Below are 14317 nucleotides of genomic sequence, written 5' to 3' on the forward strand. Positions count from 1 at the left end.
GCGGACGACGTTCGGACGGCGTCCGGGCCCGGCCGGCTCACGGGGCGATCGGCAGGCGGCGCTTGTGCTCGGTGATCCGGTAGCGGTGGACGATGGCCTCGAAGACTTCCTCGCTGACGGGCTTGCCCTCGAGGAAGTCGTCGATGTCGTCGTAGGTGACGCCGAGGGCCTCCTCGTCGGGGCGGCCCGGGGTCAGCGTTTCCAGGTCCGCCGTCGGCGTCTTCCACACCAGCTCGGCGGGTGCGCCGAGGGCGTCGGCCAGCGCCCGCACGCGCCGCTTGGTGAGACCGGTGAGCGGAACCACGTCGGCCGCGCCGTCGCCGTACTTGGTGAAGAAGCCGGAGACCGCCTCCGCGGCGTGGTCCGTGCCGACGACAAGGCCCTCGTGCGCCCCGGCCACCGCGTACTGGGCGATCATGCGCTGCCGGGCCTTGACGTTGCCGTGCACGAAGTCCTGGTGGTGTTCGTCGCGGAAGACGGTGTCGCCGGCGAGCAGGGCCTGCAGGGCCGCGTCGCTCGCGGGCCGGATGTCGACGGTCAGCACACGGTCGGGGCGGATGAACTCCAGCGCCCGCTGCGCGTCGTGCTCGTCGGCCTGGACGCCGTACGGCAGCCGCATCGCGAAGAACGTCGCGTCGTGCCCGGCGTCGCGGGCCCGCTCCACGGCGAGCTGGCACAGCCGGCCGGCGGTCGAGGAGTCGACGCCGCCGCTGATGCCGAGCACCAGGGCGCGCAGGCCGGTGGAGGTCAGCCGGTCGGCGAGGAACGCCACCCTGCGCTCGATCTCCCGCTGCGCGTCGAAGTCGGCGCTCACCTCCAGCTCACGGGCGATCTCCTGCTGCAGGGCCATGGACGCCGGGTCGGTCACGGTTGCTCCTTCGGTACGGGACTGCAGGGTCTTCAGGGACGGGTACCCGGCAGCGGCGGAGTACCCGTGACGGACATGACCAGGGGGTACAGGGCACCGTCACCTTCGCCGTGCTTCCGGTTGCCGCTCCGACGATACGACACGGCGTGCACCCGGTGACGCGCCGGGCCGCGCCGCTCCACCGCTGGTCAGGAGCAGGTGGCCGCACGGAAAGGCCCCTTCCCACCTCCCCTTGCCCAGGTGCGTACGGCCTTCTAGCCTGACTTTGTGCCGCAAATAAACAAAACCCGTTCGCACAACGCCGTGCCGGGTCACCGGTCCCACCTCACCCGACTCCGTATCGTCCTCACCGCCTTCTTCGCCCTCGACGGCTTCGTCTTCGCCGGCTGGGTCGTGCGCATCCCCGCCATCAAGCACCAGACCGGCGCCTCCGCGAGCGGTCTCGGCCTCGCGTTGCTCGGCGTCTCCGCCGGCGCCGTGATCACGATGACGCTGACGGGCCGGCTGTGCCGCCGTTACGGCAGCCACCGCGTGACGGTCGTCTGCGCCGTTCTGCTCTCCCTCAGCGTGGCGCTGCCTCCGCTCACGCACTCGGCGCTGACGCTGGGCGCGGTGCTCCTCGTCTTCGGCGCGGCGTACGGCGGTATCAACGTCGCCTTCAACAGCGCGGCGGTCGATCTGATCGCCGTGCTGCGCAGGCCGATCATGCCGAGCTTCCATGCGGCCTTCAGCCTGGGCGGCATGCTCGGCGCCGGGCTGGGCGGCCTGGTGGCGGGACACTTCACACCGGCACAGCACCTGCTCGGCCTCACGGTCGTCGGGCTGGCCGTGACGGGGGTGGCGGGCCGGCCGCTGCTGCGGTATGGCGGGCTGGTGCCGCCGGCGGTGAGGGAAGGGGAGGCCGTAGCCCGCCCCGGCGAGAGCGCGGGCGAGGCGGCGGAGAGGCGGCCCGACCGGCGCACGCGGGGGCTGCTGGTCGTCGTGTTCGGGCTGATCGCGCTGTGCACCGCCTACGGCGAGGGTGCCATGGCGGACTGGGGCGCTCTGCATCTCGAGCAGGATCTCGGCGCCTCTGCGGGGCTGGCCGCGGCCGGTTACTCGTGCTTCGCGCTGGCGATGACCCTCGGCCGGCTCACCGGGACGACTCTGCTGGAACGGCTCGGCCGCACCCGGACCGTCGTCGCGGGCGGCACCGTCGCCTCCGCCGGGATGTTCCTCGGCTCGCTCGCGCCGTCCGTCTGGGCGGCCCTGCTGGGCTTCGCCGTGACGGGACTCGGCCTCGCCAACCTCTTCCCGGTCGCGGTCGAACGGGCGGGCGCGCTCACCGGCCCGAGCGGCGTCGCCCTCGCCTCCACCCTCGGCTACGGAGGCATGCTCCTGGGCCCACCCGCCATCGGCTTCATGGCCGACTGGCTCACCCTGCCCACAGCACTGACCAGCGTGGCAGTACTGGCAGCCGTGGCAGCAACGATCGGCCTCACGACACGCGAGACGGCGAACGGCTGAACGGGGAGGGGAGCGACGGGGGAGGCCGCCAGGCCGCAGGCCGCAGGCCGCAGGCCGCAGGCCGCCAGGCCGCCAGGCCGCAGGCCGCAGGCCGCAGGCCGCAGGCCGCAGGCCGCAGGCCGCAGGCCGCAGGCCGCCAGGCCGCAGGCCGCAGGCCGCAGGCCGCAGGCCGCAGGCCGCCAGGCCGCAGGCCGCAGGCCGCAGGCCGCCAGGCCGCAGGCCGCAGGCCGCAGGCCGCAGGCCGCCAGGCCGCAGGCCGCAGGCCGCCAGGCCGCAGGCCGCAGGCCGCAGGCCGCCAGGCCGCAGGCCGCAGGCCGCCGCAGCGGCGCGGCCTCGCCCCGGCCGTCCCTCTAGGCCTCCAGCAAGGCCCTCACCAGGCGTTTCAGGGTGGGGCGGGGGTCCGGGGTGCCTGGCCAGGTGGTCATCAGCAGGTGGTGGGCCGTGCCGACGACGGCGAGGGCCGCCGTGGCCGGGTCGACGGTGGCCGGCACTCGGCCCAGCCGCTGCTCCGCCGCCAGGTAGCCGGTGACGGCCTGCTCGATCGCCGTGAAGCCGGGCGCCCCGCCCTCCAGCGCCTCGCGGATGCGCAGCGCGGCGGCGGGGCGGGTCAGGGCGACGCCGGAGATGGCCGGGCCGCCGGACTCGAACAGGGCGAGGGCGACGGCGGCGACGTTCTCCACCACCGCCCCCTGCCCGACGCGCCCGGACAGGGCCTCCGCCCGCGCCGCCGTACGCGCGAACCGGTCCAGGCACAGCTCGGCCACGAACTCGTCCAGCCCCGCGAAGTGCGTGTGCAGCAGCCCCTTGGCGCAGCCCGCCTCGGTGGTGACGGCCCTGCTGGTGAGCGCGCCCGGCCCCTCCCTCTCCACGACGCGCTCGGCCGCCGCGAACAGCCGCTCGCGCACGTCCGGCGTCGCCACTCCACGCGGTGACATGAACCCCTCTTCCCTCGCGCCGCTGCGCCCGCCGGCCTCGGCAATTCCTCGGATCGTAACCGGCATTGCCAGTTTGGGCGTATGCCCATACTGTTTGGGCGTACGCCCATTCTCCGTCCACGACCCCAGGAGGCACCGTGCCGGACGTCGTCAACACCGAGCAGGCACAGGCGTGGAACGGCCCGGAGGGCGAGCACTGGGCCCGCCACCAGGACCGCTGGAACGCCGTGAACCACGGCTTCGACGAGCCACTCCTCGACGCCGCAGGGATCCGCGGTGACCATCGGGTCCTCGACCTCGGCTGCGGCTCCGGGCAGACCACCCGGCTCGCCGCCCTGCGGGCACCGCGCGGGCACGCGACGGGCCTCGACCTGTCCGGACCGATGCTGGCCGCAGCGCGGGACCGGGCCGAGAAGGAGGGCGTTCGCAACGTCTCCTTCGTCCAGGGCGACACCCAGGTGCACCCCTTCGAGCCGGGCGCGTTCGACGCGGCGATCAGCCGCTACGGAGTCATGTTCTTCGCCGACCCCGCGGCCGCCTTCGGCAACGTCGGCCGTGCGCTGCGCCCCGGCGGGCGGCTGGCGTTCGTCTGTCCGGCCGACGCCTCCCTCAACGACTGGGTGACGGCGGTGGCGTCGCTGCGCGGCCTCCTGCCCGTCGGGGACTTCGGGGCGCCGGGGCTGCCGGGCATGTTCTCGCTGGCCGCCCCGGACCGCATCCGCGCCGTCCTGACCACGGCCGGTTTCACCGACGTCGACGTCCAGCAGGTGCAGGCCCAGGGAGTGTGGGGAACCGGCGCCGAGGACGCGGCGGACTTCCTGCTGGGCACCGGCCCCGGCCGCCACCTGCTGGAGCAGGCCGAGGCGACCGCCCGGGCCCGCGCCCACAGCACCCTGACCGCCCATCTGCGTCGGCACGAGTCGGCGGACGGCACGGTCCTGCTGCGCAGCACGTGCTGGCTGGTCACGGCGGACCGCCCGGCCGGCTGAGCAGGCCCGGCCACAGGGGGCGGGAGCGGTTCGTCGCGGGGTTTCGCAGTCGTGACACGTCCGATGCAACCCTTGCCGGGGGATGAGTGTCTCAAGGAGCAGAGACACGATCTGCGGCTTTCAGGGCGATCCGCCCACATCCTCCACCAGGCCGTCGACACACATCCTTCGGAGGTGTCGTGCCATGTCACTCTCCTTCTCCCTCCCCCGCAAGCTGGTCGCCGCCGGCCTCGCGGTCGCGGCCGTCGCCGGCGGGGCGGCCGCCGGGCTGCTCGCGCAGCCGGCGAGCGCGGCGGTGCCCACCTGCGCCGTGGACAACCTGTACCTCTCCATGGGGCGCCAGGACCACGGCGCCGGTCAGCTGTACTGGCCCATACGGTTCACCAACACCGGCACCGGCTCCTGCGCGCTGCGCGGCTACCCCGGCGCGAGCGTGCTGGACGTCGCCCACCGGCAGCTCGGTCCGGCCGCGACGCGCAGCGGCCAGTCGTTCGCCACGGTGACGCTGCGCCCGGCTCAGACCGCCGACGCGGTGATCCACACGACCAACGGCCCCATCGGCGGCCCCTGCCGGCCCGCCGGCACCTACCTGCGCGTCTATCCGCCCGGTTCGCACCAGGCCCTCCTGGTGCCCGCGTCGCTCCGCGTCTGCTCGAACGTCTTCACCGTCACGCCGGTGACCCGCTGACCGTCGTCCACGGGCCGCCGTTCCGGGACCGCGCGACAATGACCGCATGGCGCCCGAGACGACCGGCCCCGCGGACGTGCCCGTGGACGTCCTCATGGACGACCCCGTGGACGAGGCCCTGCACACGACGCCCGCGGCCCCGCTGCGGGGCCTGGTCGGCTGGTACTCGGGCTACCGTCAGCGCGGCGTCCCGCACGGCCGGCACCTCGGGCTGCCGTCGCCGTGGCTGACCCTGATCCTCACCCTCGACGAGCCGCTCAGCATCGCCGCGCACCCCGACCCGCGGGCGCCCGGCGGCGACTACCCGACGCTGCTGGGCGGACTGCACCTGGCACCCGCACACATCGCCGTACCCGGCCGCCAGTCCGGCGTTCAGGTGGCCCTCAGTCCCCTCGGCGCCCGGCTGCTCCTGGGGCTGCCGGCCGGAGAGCTGGCCGGGACGGACGTGCCCGCCGACGACGTCCTGGGCGCGGAGGTGGCCGAGGTGCACGAGCGGCTGCGTACGGCCGCCGGCTGGCCGGCCCGCTTCGCCGTCGTCGACCACTGGCTGCTGCGCCGCCTGGCCCGGCACACGGACCCGGCGGCCGGGGTGGCGCCCGAGGTCGTCCAGGCGTGGCGGCGGCTGCTGGCGGACGGCGGCCGCGTCCGGATCGACGCGCTGGCCGCCGAGGTCGGCTGGAGCGACCGGCATCTGCGCAGCCGTTTCCGGCAGGAGATCGGCCTGACGCCGAAGGCCGCGGCCCGGGTAGCCCGTTTCGACCGGGCCCGGCGCCGGCTCGCCACCCGCCCGCACCGGCCCGATCTCGCGGGTCTGGCCGCCGACCTCGGGTACGCGGACCAGTCGCACCTGGACCGCGAGTTCACCGCCCTGGCGTCCTGCGCGCCGAGCGTGTGGCTGGCGCGGGAGTTCCGAAACATCCAAGCCGGGCACCTGCCGCCCGGCTGATCCTGACGGTGTCGGCATCCGATTCTCCGAAGGGAACCCACCGCCATGAGCACGGACCCGCAGACCACGACCGTCCCGTCCGGTACCGGCCCGCGCCCGCCCGCGCCGCAGGTGTGGCCCACTCTGCGCGCCCGGGACGCGCGCGCCCTGATCCGCTTCCTGGTGGAGGCCTTCGGCTTCCAGGAGACCGTGGTCTACGACAGCGACGGGGACCCGGACCTGGTGCAGCACGCCGAGCTGGCCTGGCCGGAGGGCGGCGGCGTCATGCTGGGCTCACTCCGCCCGGGCGCGAAGCACGACGCCTGGCGTTTCCAGCCGGGCTCGTTCGGCGCGTACGTCGTCACGGCCGAGCCGGACGCGGTGTACGCGCGCGCCAAGGCCGCCGGCGCCGACATCGTCTCCGAACCGCATGTCACCGACTACGGCTCGCGCGACTTCGCCGCCCGCGACCCGGAGGGCAACCTGTGGAGCTTCGGCACCTATCCGGGCGAGCCGCGCTGACGAATCCGGGGACCCCCGGCTTGCCCTGGAGCATGCTCCATCCGGCACACTCCCGCCATGGACACAGCCGAGTTCCTGGACATCCTGCGCCGCGAGGGCGCCCTGCTGGCCGCGGCCGCCGAGGAGGCGGGGCCGGAGGCGAAGGTGCCGACCTGCCCCGACTGGCAGGTGCGGGACCTGCTGCGGCACACGGGGGCCGTGCACCGCTGGGCGGCCCGGTTCGTCGCCGACGGCATCACCGAGCCGCGGCCCATCGACGCCGAACACGACCTGGACGGCGAGGAGTTGCAGGCCTGGTACCGGGACAGCCACCGGCACCTCGTCGACACCCTGGCGGCGGCCCAGCCCGGGGCGCCGGCCTGGACGTTCCTCCCCGCCCCGGTCTCCTCCCCGCTGGCCTTCTGGACCCGGCGGCAGGCGCACGAGACGACGATCCACCGTTACGACGCCGAGTCCGCCCGCGGCGGCACGCCCACCCCGATCGGCACCCGCTTCGCTGTGGACGGCATCGACGAGCTGCTGCGCGGTTTCCACGCCCGGCCGAAGAGCCGGGTGCGCACCGAGGAGCCCCGGGTCCTGCGCGTGCGCGCGACGGACACGGACGACGCGGTGTGGACCGTACGGCTGTCGGCGGAGCCTCCTGTCACCGTGCGCGGCGGGTCCGGCGAGGCGGAGACCGAACTGGCCGGTCCGGCCGAGCAGTTGTACCTGGCGCTGTGGAACCGTGTCCCGGTGCCGTCGGTGACGGGCGACCCCGCGACGGCGATCCTGTGGCAGGAGAAGTCGGCGATCGTCTGAGCGGTGACCGGCGGGCGTCGGGGATCACGCGGGCCGGCAGCCGGCGGTCAGCCGGTCGCGTCAGCCGCCCGCCAGCATCTTCGTGAGCACCGCGCGCTGCACCGGACGTACCTCGCCGTGCAGCGCGCGGCCCTTGTCGGTGAGGGCGACGCGGACGCCCCGCCGGTCCTCCGAGCACAGCGCCCGGTCCACCAGGCCGCACTTCTCGAGACGCGCGATCAGCCGGGACAGTGCGCTCTGGCTGAGATGGACGCGGTCGGCGATCTCCTGGACGCGCCAGGCGCAGGAGCCGTCCGCGGCTCTGCCCTCCGCCAGGACGTCGAGCACCTCGAAGTCGCTGGCGCACAGACCGTGCCCGACGAGCGCCCGGTCCAGTTCGCACTGGGTGCGGGCGTGCAGCGCGAGGATCTCCCGCCACTGGTCCACGAGCGCCTGTTCGGCCTTCTTCGCCGCCATGAACCGCACCGTAGCAGAGAAGCGATTTCATTGCACCGTAATTAAATGCACTTGCATCGAATGCATGCGCATGGAAGAGTCACGGCCATGACCTCTCCGCTCATCCCCTCGGCGTCCCCGTCCGCGACGGTGCGCTGGACCCCCCGGCTGTGGGGCACCCTGCTGGTGCTCTGCGCCGCGATGTTCCTCGACGCGCTCGACGTGTCGATGGTCGGCGTGGCCCTGCCGTCCATCGGCGCCGACCTGCACCTGTCCACCTCGACCCTGCAGTGGATCGTCAGCGGTTACATCCTCGGCTACGGCGGCCTGCTCCTGCTCGGCGGACGCACCGCCGACCTGCTGGGCCGGCGTCAGGTGTTCCTGGTCGCGCTCGGTGTGTTCGCGCTCGCCTCACTGCTGGGCGGTCTGGTCGACTCCGGTCCGCTGCTGATCGCCAGCCGCTTCATCAAGGGCCTGAGCGCCGCCTTCACCGCGCCCGCCGGCCTGTCGATCATCACGACGACGTTCCCCGAGGGCCCGCTGCGCAACCGCGCCCTGTCCATCTACACCACCTGCGCGGCCACCGGCTTCTCCATGGGCCTGGTGCTGTCCGGCCTGCTCACCGAGGCCAGCTGGCGCCTGACCATGCTGCTGCCCGCGCCCATCGCCCTGATCGCGCTGGTGGCCGGCCTCAAGCTGCTGCCGCGCAGCGCCCGCGAGGAGAACCACAGCGGCTACGACATCCCCGGCGCCGTCCTCGGCACCGCCTCGATGCTGCTGCTGGTCTTCACCGTCGTCCAGGCCCCCGAGGCCGGCTGGGCATCGGCGCGCACCCTGCTGTCGTTCCTCGCCGTGGCCGTGCTGCTCACCGCGTTCGTCCTGGTCGAGCGGCGCTCGGCGGGCCCGCTGGTGCGGCTCGGGGTGCTGCGCTCCGGCAACCAGGTGCGCGCCCAGCTCGGCGCGGTCGCGTTCTTCGGCTCCTACGTCGGCTTCCAGTTCCTGACCACGTTGTACATGCAGTCCCTGCTGGGCTGGTCCGCGCTGCACACCGCGCTGGCCTTCCTGCCGGCCGGCGCGCTGGTGGCGGTGTCCTCCACCAAGGTCGGCTCGATCGTCGACCGGTTCGGCACCCGGCGGCTGATCCCGGCGGGCTTCGCGCTGATGGTCGCCGGCTACGCCCTGTTCCTGAACGTCGACCTGGACCCGGTGTACGCGGCGGCGATCCTGCCGTCGATGCTGCTGATCGGCGCCGCGTGCGCCCTGGTCTTCCCCTCGCTCAACATCCAGGCCACCAACGGGGTCGAGGACCACGAGCAGGGCATGGTCTCGGGCCTGCTGAACACCTCGGTGCAGGTGGGCGGCGCGATCTTCCTCGCCGTGGTGACGGCCGTGGTCACCGCGAACGCCCCGGCCCACGCCACCCCGCAGGCCGTCCTGGACAGCTACCGGCCCGGCTTCGTGGTGGCCACCGCCATCGCCCTCGCCGGACTCCTGATCAGCCTGACCGGCCTGCGCGAACGCCGCCCGCGGCAGTCGGTCGTGGTCGCACGGTCCACCGTGACGGAGGCGAAGACGGACCGCGTCCCGGTCCGCGACTAGGGGGACGCCTCCGAGCCGGTGCCCGGTGGGTTGCTTGCCCGCCGGGCACCCGGCTGTTTGACTCGCCGTATGGAGCACTACGGGGGACGGCGCACCAGGGCCGAGCAGGACGCGGCGACGGTGGAGATCGGGTACGCGCTGTGCAGCGCGGCGTTCGCGGCGGCCGTCGTGTTCGGGGCGGTCGCCGGGCCGGCGCTGCTGTTCGACCTGCCGCGGACGGCCGAGCTGCTGCTGGTCCGGGCAGGCGAGATCGTCGCGCCGGTGCTGTTCTTCGCCCGCGTCGCCAGTGTGCTGCTGCGCTTCCGCCGGCCCGGGGGTCAGCCCAGCCAGCCCGGCCGGACCAGCCCGGACTCATAGGCCAGCACGACGAGTTGGGCCCGGTCACGGGCGCCCAGCTTCACCATCGTGCGGCTGACGTGGGTCTTCGCCGTGAGGGGGCTGACCACGAGGCGCCGGGCGATCTCCTCGTTGGACAGGCCGAGGCCGACCAGGGCGAGCACCTCACGCTCCCGCTCGGTGAGCCGGGACAGCGTCTCGGCGGCCGCGGGTTCCTTGGACCGGGCGGCGAACTCGGCGATCAGCCGCCGCGTCACCCCGGGTGACAGCAGCGCGTCGCCGGCCACCACCGCCCGTACCGCGCGCAGGAGTTCCGCCGGTTCGGTGTCCTTGACCAGGAAACCGGAGGCGCCCGCGCGCAACGCCTCGAAGACGTACTCGTCGAGTTCGAAGGTGGTCAGCATGACCACCCTCACCTCCGCCAGCCGCTCGTCACCGGTGATGCGACGGGTCGCGGCGAGCCCGTCCAGCAGCGGCATACGGATGTCCATCAGCACCACGTCCGGCCGCAGTTCGGCGACCGCGCGCACCGCCTGTTCCCCGTCGGCGGCCTCCCCGGCCACCTCGATGTCGGGCTGCGCGTCGAGCAGCGCCCGGAACCCCGCGCGGACCAGCGACTGGTCGTCGGCGAGCAGTACGCGGATCACCGGTCCTCCTTGATGTGCAGGGGCAGTTCGGCCAGCACCCGCCAGCCGCCGTCGGGGCGCGGCCCCGCCTCGATCGTGCCACCCAGCGCGGCCGCCCGCTCCCGCATTCCGGCCAGCCCGTTGCCACTGCCGCCGGCGTCAGCGCCGGACGCCGGTCCGTCGTCGTCGATCCGCAGCCGCAACGCCCGCCCGCTGGGGTCGAGCCGCACACGCGCATGCCGCGACCGCGAGTGCCGTACGACGTTGGTGAGGGCCTCCTGGACGATTCGGAATGCCGCGAGGTCGGTGCCGGGGGCGAGCGGCGGGGCCGTGCCGTCGACGGTGACGGTGAGGCCGGCGCTCGCGGCCTGCTCCACCAGTTCCGGCAGCCGGTCCAGGCCCGGCGCGGGCGCCCGCGGGGCGGCGCCGGGTGCGCGCAGGGTGCCGAGGACCTGGCGTACCTCGCCGAGCGCCTCCTTGCTCTGGGCCTTGATGGTGGTGAGGGCCTGGCGGGCCTGCTCGGGGTCGGAGTCCAGCAGGGCGAGGCCGACACCGGCCTGCACATTGATCACGGAGATGCTGTGGGCGAGGACGTCGTGCAGTTCACGGGCGATGCGCAGCCGCTCCTCGTCGGCGCGCCGCTTCGCGGCCTGCGCCCGCTCGGCACGCTCGCGCGCCCACTGCTCGCGCCGGGCGCGGGCCAGTTCGGCGACGGCGGCGATCGCCACCACCCAGGCGGCGGCGACGAGTTCCTGCCCCCAGGGGAGCGCCGTGTCCCCGGACGGCGGCAGCCGGCGGAAGAGCCAGTGGGCGATCACCACATGACCGGCCCACAGCATCCCGACGGCCGACCAGGCGGCCCACCGCCGCCCGGCCAGGATCGCGTTGAAGCAGGCCACGGCGACGGTGAGGAACACCGGCCCGTACGGATAGCCGGCGCCCAGGTAGACCAAGGTGGCGGCACAGGTGCCGAAGACGACCGCCACCGGGTACCGCTTGCGCCACAGCAGCAGCCCCGCGGCGACGACGAGCAGCACGCGCGCCAACGAGTCGAGCGGCACGCGTGCCCCGTGCTGCTGGTGCCCGGCGAAGTGCGAGCCGGCCAGCACGACGGCGGTGACGATCAGGGTGGACGGCCAGGGCCAGTGGGCGCGGCGGTCCTCGCCGTCCCGCCGGCCCGCCCACGGCGGACCCTGCCGCCACCGCCGCGGCGGGCCGCCGCGCGCACGCTCTCGCTCCATGTCCGTCACGCTAGACGTCCCGCGCGCCGGGAGGCGTCAGCCGGGCGAGGTGATCACACGTACTCCCCGGGAAGTACGCCACGGGCAGCGGACGGGACGCGGTGCGGCCATGCTGGGAGCGGGGGCGGCGACGCGGTGAGGCGGGTGCCAGGATGACGATCGACGTGACGGTGCGGCGCACGATCCCGGTGCCGGTCGAGCGGGTGGCCGCCTATGCCATGGACTGGCGCAACGACAGCCGTTGGACCCAGGGCATCCGCCGGGCCGAACTGACCCGGCCGGCCGCGACGGGCGGCTTCGGGACGGGCGCCGAGGTGACCCGCACGGCGTACTTCCTGGGGCGGCGCATCGACTACGTGCTGCGCGTGGCCGCTCACGAGCCGCCGCGGACGCTGGACATGGTGTCCGTGGCCGGCCCCATGCCGATGCACGTCACGTACTCCTTCGCGCCCGACCCGGCCGGCACGCTGGCCGCCATCCGGGTGCGCGGTGGCCCGGGCGGACTGTTCCGGCTCGCCGCGCCCCTGCTGGCCCGGCAGGTCCGCTCCTCCCTCGGCAAGGACCTGCGCGACCTCGAACGCCGGCTCACCGAGCGGGACGGAGACCTGTGATGGCGTACGACGAAGGGCTGGCCGAGCGGGTCCGGGCGATGCTGGGCGATGCGCCGGGGCTCGCCGAGAAGCGCATGTTCGGCGGGCTCGCGTTCCTGCTGGGCGGCAACATGGCGGTCGCGGTGACCGGCGACGACCTGCTGGTGCGGGTCGGACCGGACGGCACCGACGCCGCCCTGGCCCGGCCGGGGACGCGGCCCTTCGCCATGTCCGGCCGTCCGATGCGCGGCTGGGTGGTGGTGGCCGGCCCGTCCGTTACCGAGGACGACGCACTCGCCGGCTGGATCACCGAGGGCAGCACCTTCGCGGCGGGCCTGCCACCCAAGTGAGGCCCGACAGAGAGCGGGGCTGGTCCGCTCGGCGGACGGTCGCCGGGAGACGGGGAGGAGGCGGGTCCGCCCGGGTTCGCGGGCGCCGGGCGACATGCACCTGCGGCGGGCGCCGGGGTTCGCCTGGCGGCTGCCGCCGGGTGAGCCGCCCCCGGCCCTACCGCGTCGCCATCCCCTCCCGCATCGCGCGTGCCGTCGCCGTGGGGTCGTAGTTCTCGGGGACGCCCGGGACGAGGATGATGTCGCCCTCGATGTGGCGGGAGCGCAGCGGGGCGATCTCCTGATAGGCGGGCGAGTCCCACCAGGCCCGGGCCTCGGCCATGCCGGGGAAGCCGATCACCACCACGTGCCCGGGCCAGCCGCCCTCCTTCACCTCGTGCTGCGCCGCGTGCACCAGGAAACGCCCGCCGTACGGCGCGAACGTGGCGCCGATGCGCTCGATGTACTCGGCGATCTCCGGGTGCGGCGCGGCCTCCTGCAGGTGGCCGATCACGTAGGCGGTCATGGCGTCCTCCGGTCCTTTCGGGCTGCTGACATCCACGATCCTGGCAGGGGGCCGCCCGGGGGTCGATGACCTCTCAGGTAAGGGTCAGGCCCACGCCCTCCGCCAGCCGGAGCGCCGCGTGCCGGAAGAACTCCTCGCGGTCCTCCACCACCCGGTTGAACTGGCCGAACAGCTCGAAGTTCACCAGTCCGAACAGCTGCGCCCAGGCCGCCACCAGGGCGGTCACGGTCTCCGGGGGGAGGTCGGGGGCGAGGTCGGCGGCCATGCGGGCGGCCTCGTCGCGCAGCGCGGCCGGCAGGGGCGGTTCGGCGAGCGAGCCCGCGCGGTGGGCGTCGCCGGCGATCGTGAGGAACAGGCGGCCGACGCGCGCGGCGGGCGGCACGGTCGTCATCGGCGCGCTGTACCCGGGTACGGGCGAGCCGTAGATCAGGGCGTACTCGTGCGGGTGCGCCAGCGCCCACCGGCGTACGGCCTCGCAGACCGCCGTCCAGCGCCGGGCGGGCGGGGCGTCGCCGACCGACGCGGCGGCGGACTCCGCGGCCTCGCCGAGGGAGTCGTAGGCGTCGATGATGAGCGCGGTCAGCAGGTCGTCGCGACTGGGGAAGTAGCGGTAGAGGGCGGAGGAGACCATGCCGAGTGCGCGGGCGACCGCCCGCAGCGAGAGCTTCGCGGCGCCGTCGGCGGCCAGCTGTCTGCGCGCCTCGTCCTTGATGGCGGTGGTGATCTCGATCCTGGCCCGGGCCCGGGCGCCGCGTGCGATGTCCCTGCTCATGGCAGCCAGTCTGCCACGAAGAGAGAGCGGCGCACACAAGTGTGAGCACTGCTCTTGCTTTGGGTTGCCGATCGCGCAAGACTGAGGGCAGAGCGAGAGCACCGCTCACGGTTTTGTCTCAGGAGGCTGCCATGTCCGCACACGTCCGCAAGCCCGGCTGGTTCACCGTCAATGTCTTCAACCGTGCGGTCGCCTGGCTGACCGGCCGCGGCATCAGCGTCTGGGGCTCCCGGGTGCTCGCCGTCCGGGGCCGCAAGAGCGGCCAGTGGCGCACCACCCCGGTGAATCTACTCACGGTGGACGGCGCGCAGTACCTCGTCGCCCCGCGCGGCCACGTCCAGTGGACGCACAACATGCGCGCGGCGGGCGGTGGTGAGCTGCGGCTCGGCAAGCAGGTGGACCGGTTCACGGCGACGGAGGTCTCCGACGACGACAAGGCGCCGATCCTGCGCGCCTACCTCAAGCGCTGGAAGGCCGAAGTCGGCGTCTTCTTCAACGGGGTGGGCCCCGACTCCCCCGAGTCCGAGCTGCGCCGGATCGCCCCGGACCACCCCGTCTTCCGCGTCACGATCGCCGGCTGACCGGCCGGCCCCGCCACCGTCATGATCGCCCACCGACCGGCCGGCCCCGCC

18 protein-coding genes are annotated in these 14317 nt (G+C 74.2%); 11 read left to right on the forward strand and 7 right to left on the reverse strand.

Features of this window, described 5'->3' with window-relative positions; genetic code table 11:
• Positions 1 to 37: 37 nt before the first annotated feature.
• Complete coding sequence (gene nadE / locus ACZ64A_RS16885) at positions 38 to 868, reverse strand: ammonia-dependent NAD(+) synthetase (RefSeq protein WP_469811065.1); 831 nt, start codon at positions 866 to 868, stop codon at positions 38 to 40.
• 303 nt (positions 869 to 1171) lie between these two features.
• Here nadE and ACZ64A_RS16890 point away from each other — a divergent pair, with 303 nt between their 5' ends.
• Positions 1172 to 2374, forward strand: a complete 1203-nt coding sequence (locus ACZ64A_RS16890; protein ID WP_469811380.1) for an MFS transporter — start codon at positions 1172 to 1174, stop codon at positions 2372 to 2374.
• Between the two features lie 350 nt (positions 2375 to 2724).
• Here the strand turns inward: ACZ64A_RS16890 and ACZ64A_RS16895 are convergent, their stop codons facing one another.
• The gene (locus ACZ64A_RS16895) at positions 2725 to 3309 is read right to left on the reverse strand and encodes a TetR family transcriptional regulator (protein WP_469811066.1); all 585 of its coding nucleotides are present in this window, start codon (positions 3307 to 3309) and stop codon (positions 2725 to 2727) included.
• A 137-nt stretch (positions 3310 to 3446) separates the two neighbouring features.
• On the opposite strand from ACZ64A_RS16895, the gene ACZ64A_RS16900 reads away from it, so the two are divergent.
• The 5 genes from ACZ64A_RS16900 to ACZ64A_RS16920 all read left to right on the forward strand — a co-directional run bounded on the left by ACZ64A_RS16900 (position 3447) and on the right by ACZ64A_RS16920 (position 7231).
• Positions 3447 to 4298: a class I SAM-dependent methyltransferase gene (locus ACZ64A_RS16900; protein WP_469811067.1), complete on the forward strand. Its 852-nt coding sequence runs from the start codon at positions 3447 to 3449 to the stop codon at positions 4296 to 4298.
• 184 nt (positions 4299 to 4482) lie between these two features.
• Entirely contained in the window at positions 4483 to 4986 is a 504-nt protein-coding gene (locus ACZ64A_RS16905; protein WP_469811069.1) for a DUF4232 domain-containing protein, read from the forward strand.
• 46 nt (positions 4987 to 5032) lie between these two features.
• Complete coding sequence (locus ACZ64A_RS16910) at positions 5033 to 5932, forward strand: AraC family transcriptional regulator (protein WP_469811070.1); 900 nt, start codon at positions 5033 to 5035, stop codon at positions 5930 to 5932.
• Between the two features lie 45 nt (positions 5933 to 5977).
• Positions 5978 to 6433 (forward strand): VOC family protein, encoded by a 456-nt coding sequence (locus ACZ64A_RS16915; protein ID WP_469811072.1) that lies wholly within the window; start codon positions 5978 to 5980, stop codon positions 6431 to 6433.
• Positions 6434 to 6490: 57 nt separating this feature from the next.
• Complete coding sequence (locus tag ACZ64A_RS16920; protein WP_469811073.1) at positions 6491 to 7231, forward strand: maleylpyruvate isomerase family mycothiol-dependent enzyme; 741 nt, start codon at positions 6491 to 6493, stop codon at positions 7229 to 7231.
• Between the two features lie 60 nt (positions 7232 to 7291).
• Here ACZ64A_RS16920 and ACZ64A_RS16925 read toward each other — a convergent pair whose 3' ends face one another.
• Positions 7292 to 7687: a MarR family winged helix-turn-helix transcriptional regulator gene (locus tag ACZ64A_RS16925; RefSeq protein ID WP_469811075.1), complete on the reverse strand. Its 396-nt coding sequence runs from the start codon at positions 7685 to 7687 to the stop codon at positions 7292 to 7294.
• A gap of 87 nt (positions 7688 to 7774) precedes the next feature.
• Here ACZ64A_RS16925 and ACZ64A_RS16930 point away from each other — a divergent pair, with 87 nt between their 5' ends.
• Both ACZ64A_RS16930 and ACZ64A_RS16935 read left to right on the forward strand, forming a co-directional pair.
• On the forward strand, positions 7775 to 9265 hold the full coding sequence (locus ACZ64A_RS16930) for an MFS transporter (RefSeq protein ID WP_469811076.1): 1491 nt from the start codon (positions 7775 to 7777) through the stop codon (positions 9263 to 9265).
• Positions 9266 to 9334: 69 nt separating this feature from the next.
• Entirely contained in the window at positions 9335 to 9622 is a 288-nt protein-coding gene (locus ACZ64A_RS16935) for a DUF6332 family protein (RefSeq protein WP_469811077.1), read from the forward strand.
• Here ACZ64A_RS16935 and ACZ64A_RS16940 read toward each other — a convergent pair.
• The gene (locus ACZ64A_RS16940; protein ID WP_469811079.1) at positions 9583 to 10248 is read right to left on the reverse strand and encodes a response regulator; all 666 of its coding nucleotides are present in this window, start codon (positions 10246 to 10248) and stop codon (positions 9583 to 9585) included. The genes ACZ64A_RS16935 and ACZ64A_RS16940 overlap by 40 nt on opposite strands.
• Positions 10245 to 11468 (reverse strand): sensor histidine kinase, encoded by a 1224-nt coding sequence (locus ACZ64A_RS16945; RefSeq protein ID WP_469811080.1) that lies wholly within the window; start codon positions 11466 to 11468, stop codon positions 10245 to 10247. The genes ACZ64A_RS16940 and ACZ64A_RS16945 overlap by 4 nt, the downstream gene beginning before the upstream one ends.
• Positions 11469 to 11620: 152 nt before the next feature.
• Between ACZ64A_RS16945 and ACZ64A_RS16950 the strand changes: the two genes are divergently transcribed.
• A complete protein-coding gene (locus ACZ64A_RS16950) occupies positions 11621 to 12079 on the forward strand; it encodes an SRPBCC family protein (protein WP_469811081.1) in 459 nt (152 codons plus the stop codon).
• Positions 12079 to 12408: a TfoX/Sxy family protein gene (locus ACZ64A_RS16955; protein WP_469811082.1), complete on the forward strand. Its 330-nt coding sequence runs from the start codon at positions 12079 to 12081 to the stop codon at positions 12406 to 12408. The genes ACZ64A_RS16950 and ACZ64A_RS16955 overlap by 1 nt, the downstream gene beginning before the upstream one ends.
• Positions 12409 to 12565: 157 nt before the next feature.
• Here the strand turns inward: ACZ64A_RS16955 and ACZ64A_RS16960 are convergent, their stop codons facing one another.
• Both ACZ64A_RS16960 and ACZ64A_RS16965 read right to left on the reverse strand, forming a co-directional pair.
• Entirely contained in the window at positions 12566 to 12913 is a 348-nt protein-coding gene (locus ACZ64A_RS16960; protein WP_469811084.1) for a DUF1330 domain-containing protein, read from the reverse strand.
• Between the two features lie 73 nt (positions 12914 to 12986).
• Positions 12987 to 13685, reverse strand: coding sequence for a TetR/AcrR family transcriptional regulator (locus ACZ64A_RS16965; RefSeq protein ID WP_469811085.1), 699 nt, complete (start codon positions 13683 to 13685; stop codon positions 12987 to 12989).
• 131 nt (positions 13686 to 13816) lie between these two features.
• Here ACZ64A_RS16965 and ACZ64A_RS16970 point away from each other — a divergent pair, with 131 nt between their 5' ends.
• The gene (locus ACZ64A_RS16970; RefSeq protein ID WP_469811086.1) at positions 13817 to 14266 is read left to right on the forward strand and encodes a nitroreductase family deazaflavin-dependent oxidoreductase; all 450 of its coding nucleotides are present in this window, start codon (positions 13817 to 13819) and stop codon (positions 14264 to 14266) included.
• Positions 14267 to 14317 lie beyond the last annotated feature (51 nt).

It is taken from the genome of Streptomyces sp. NPDC104814 (assembly GCF_055583185.1).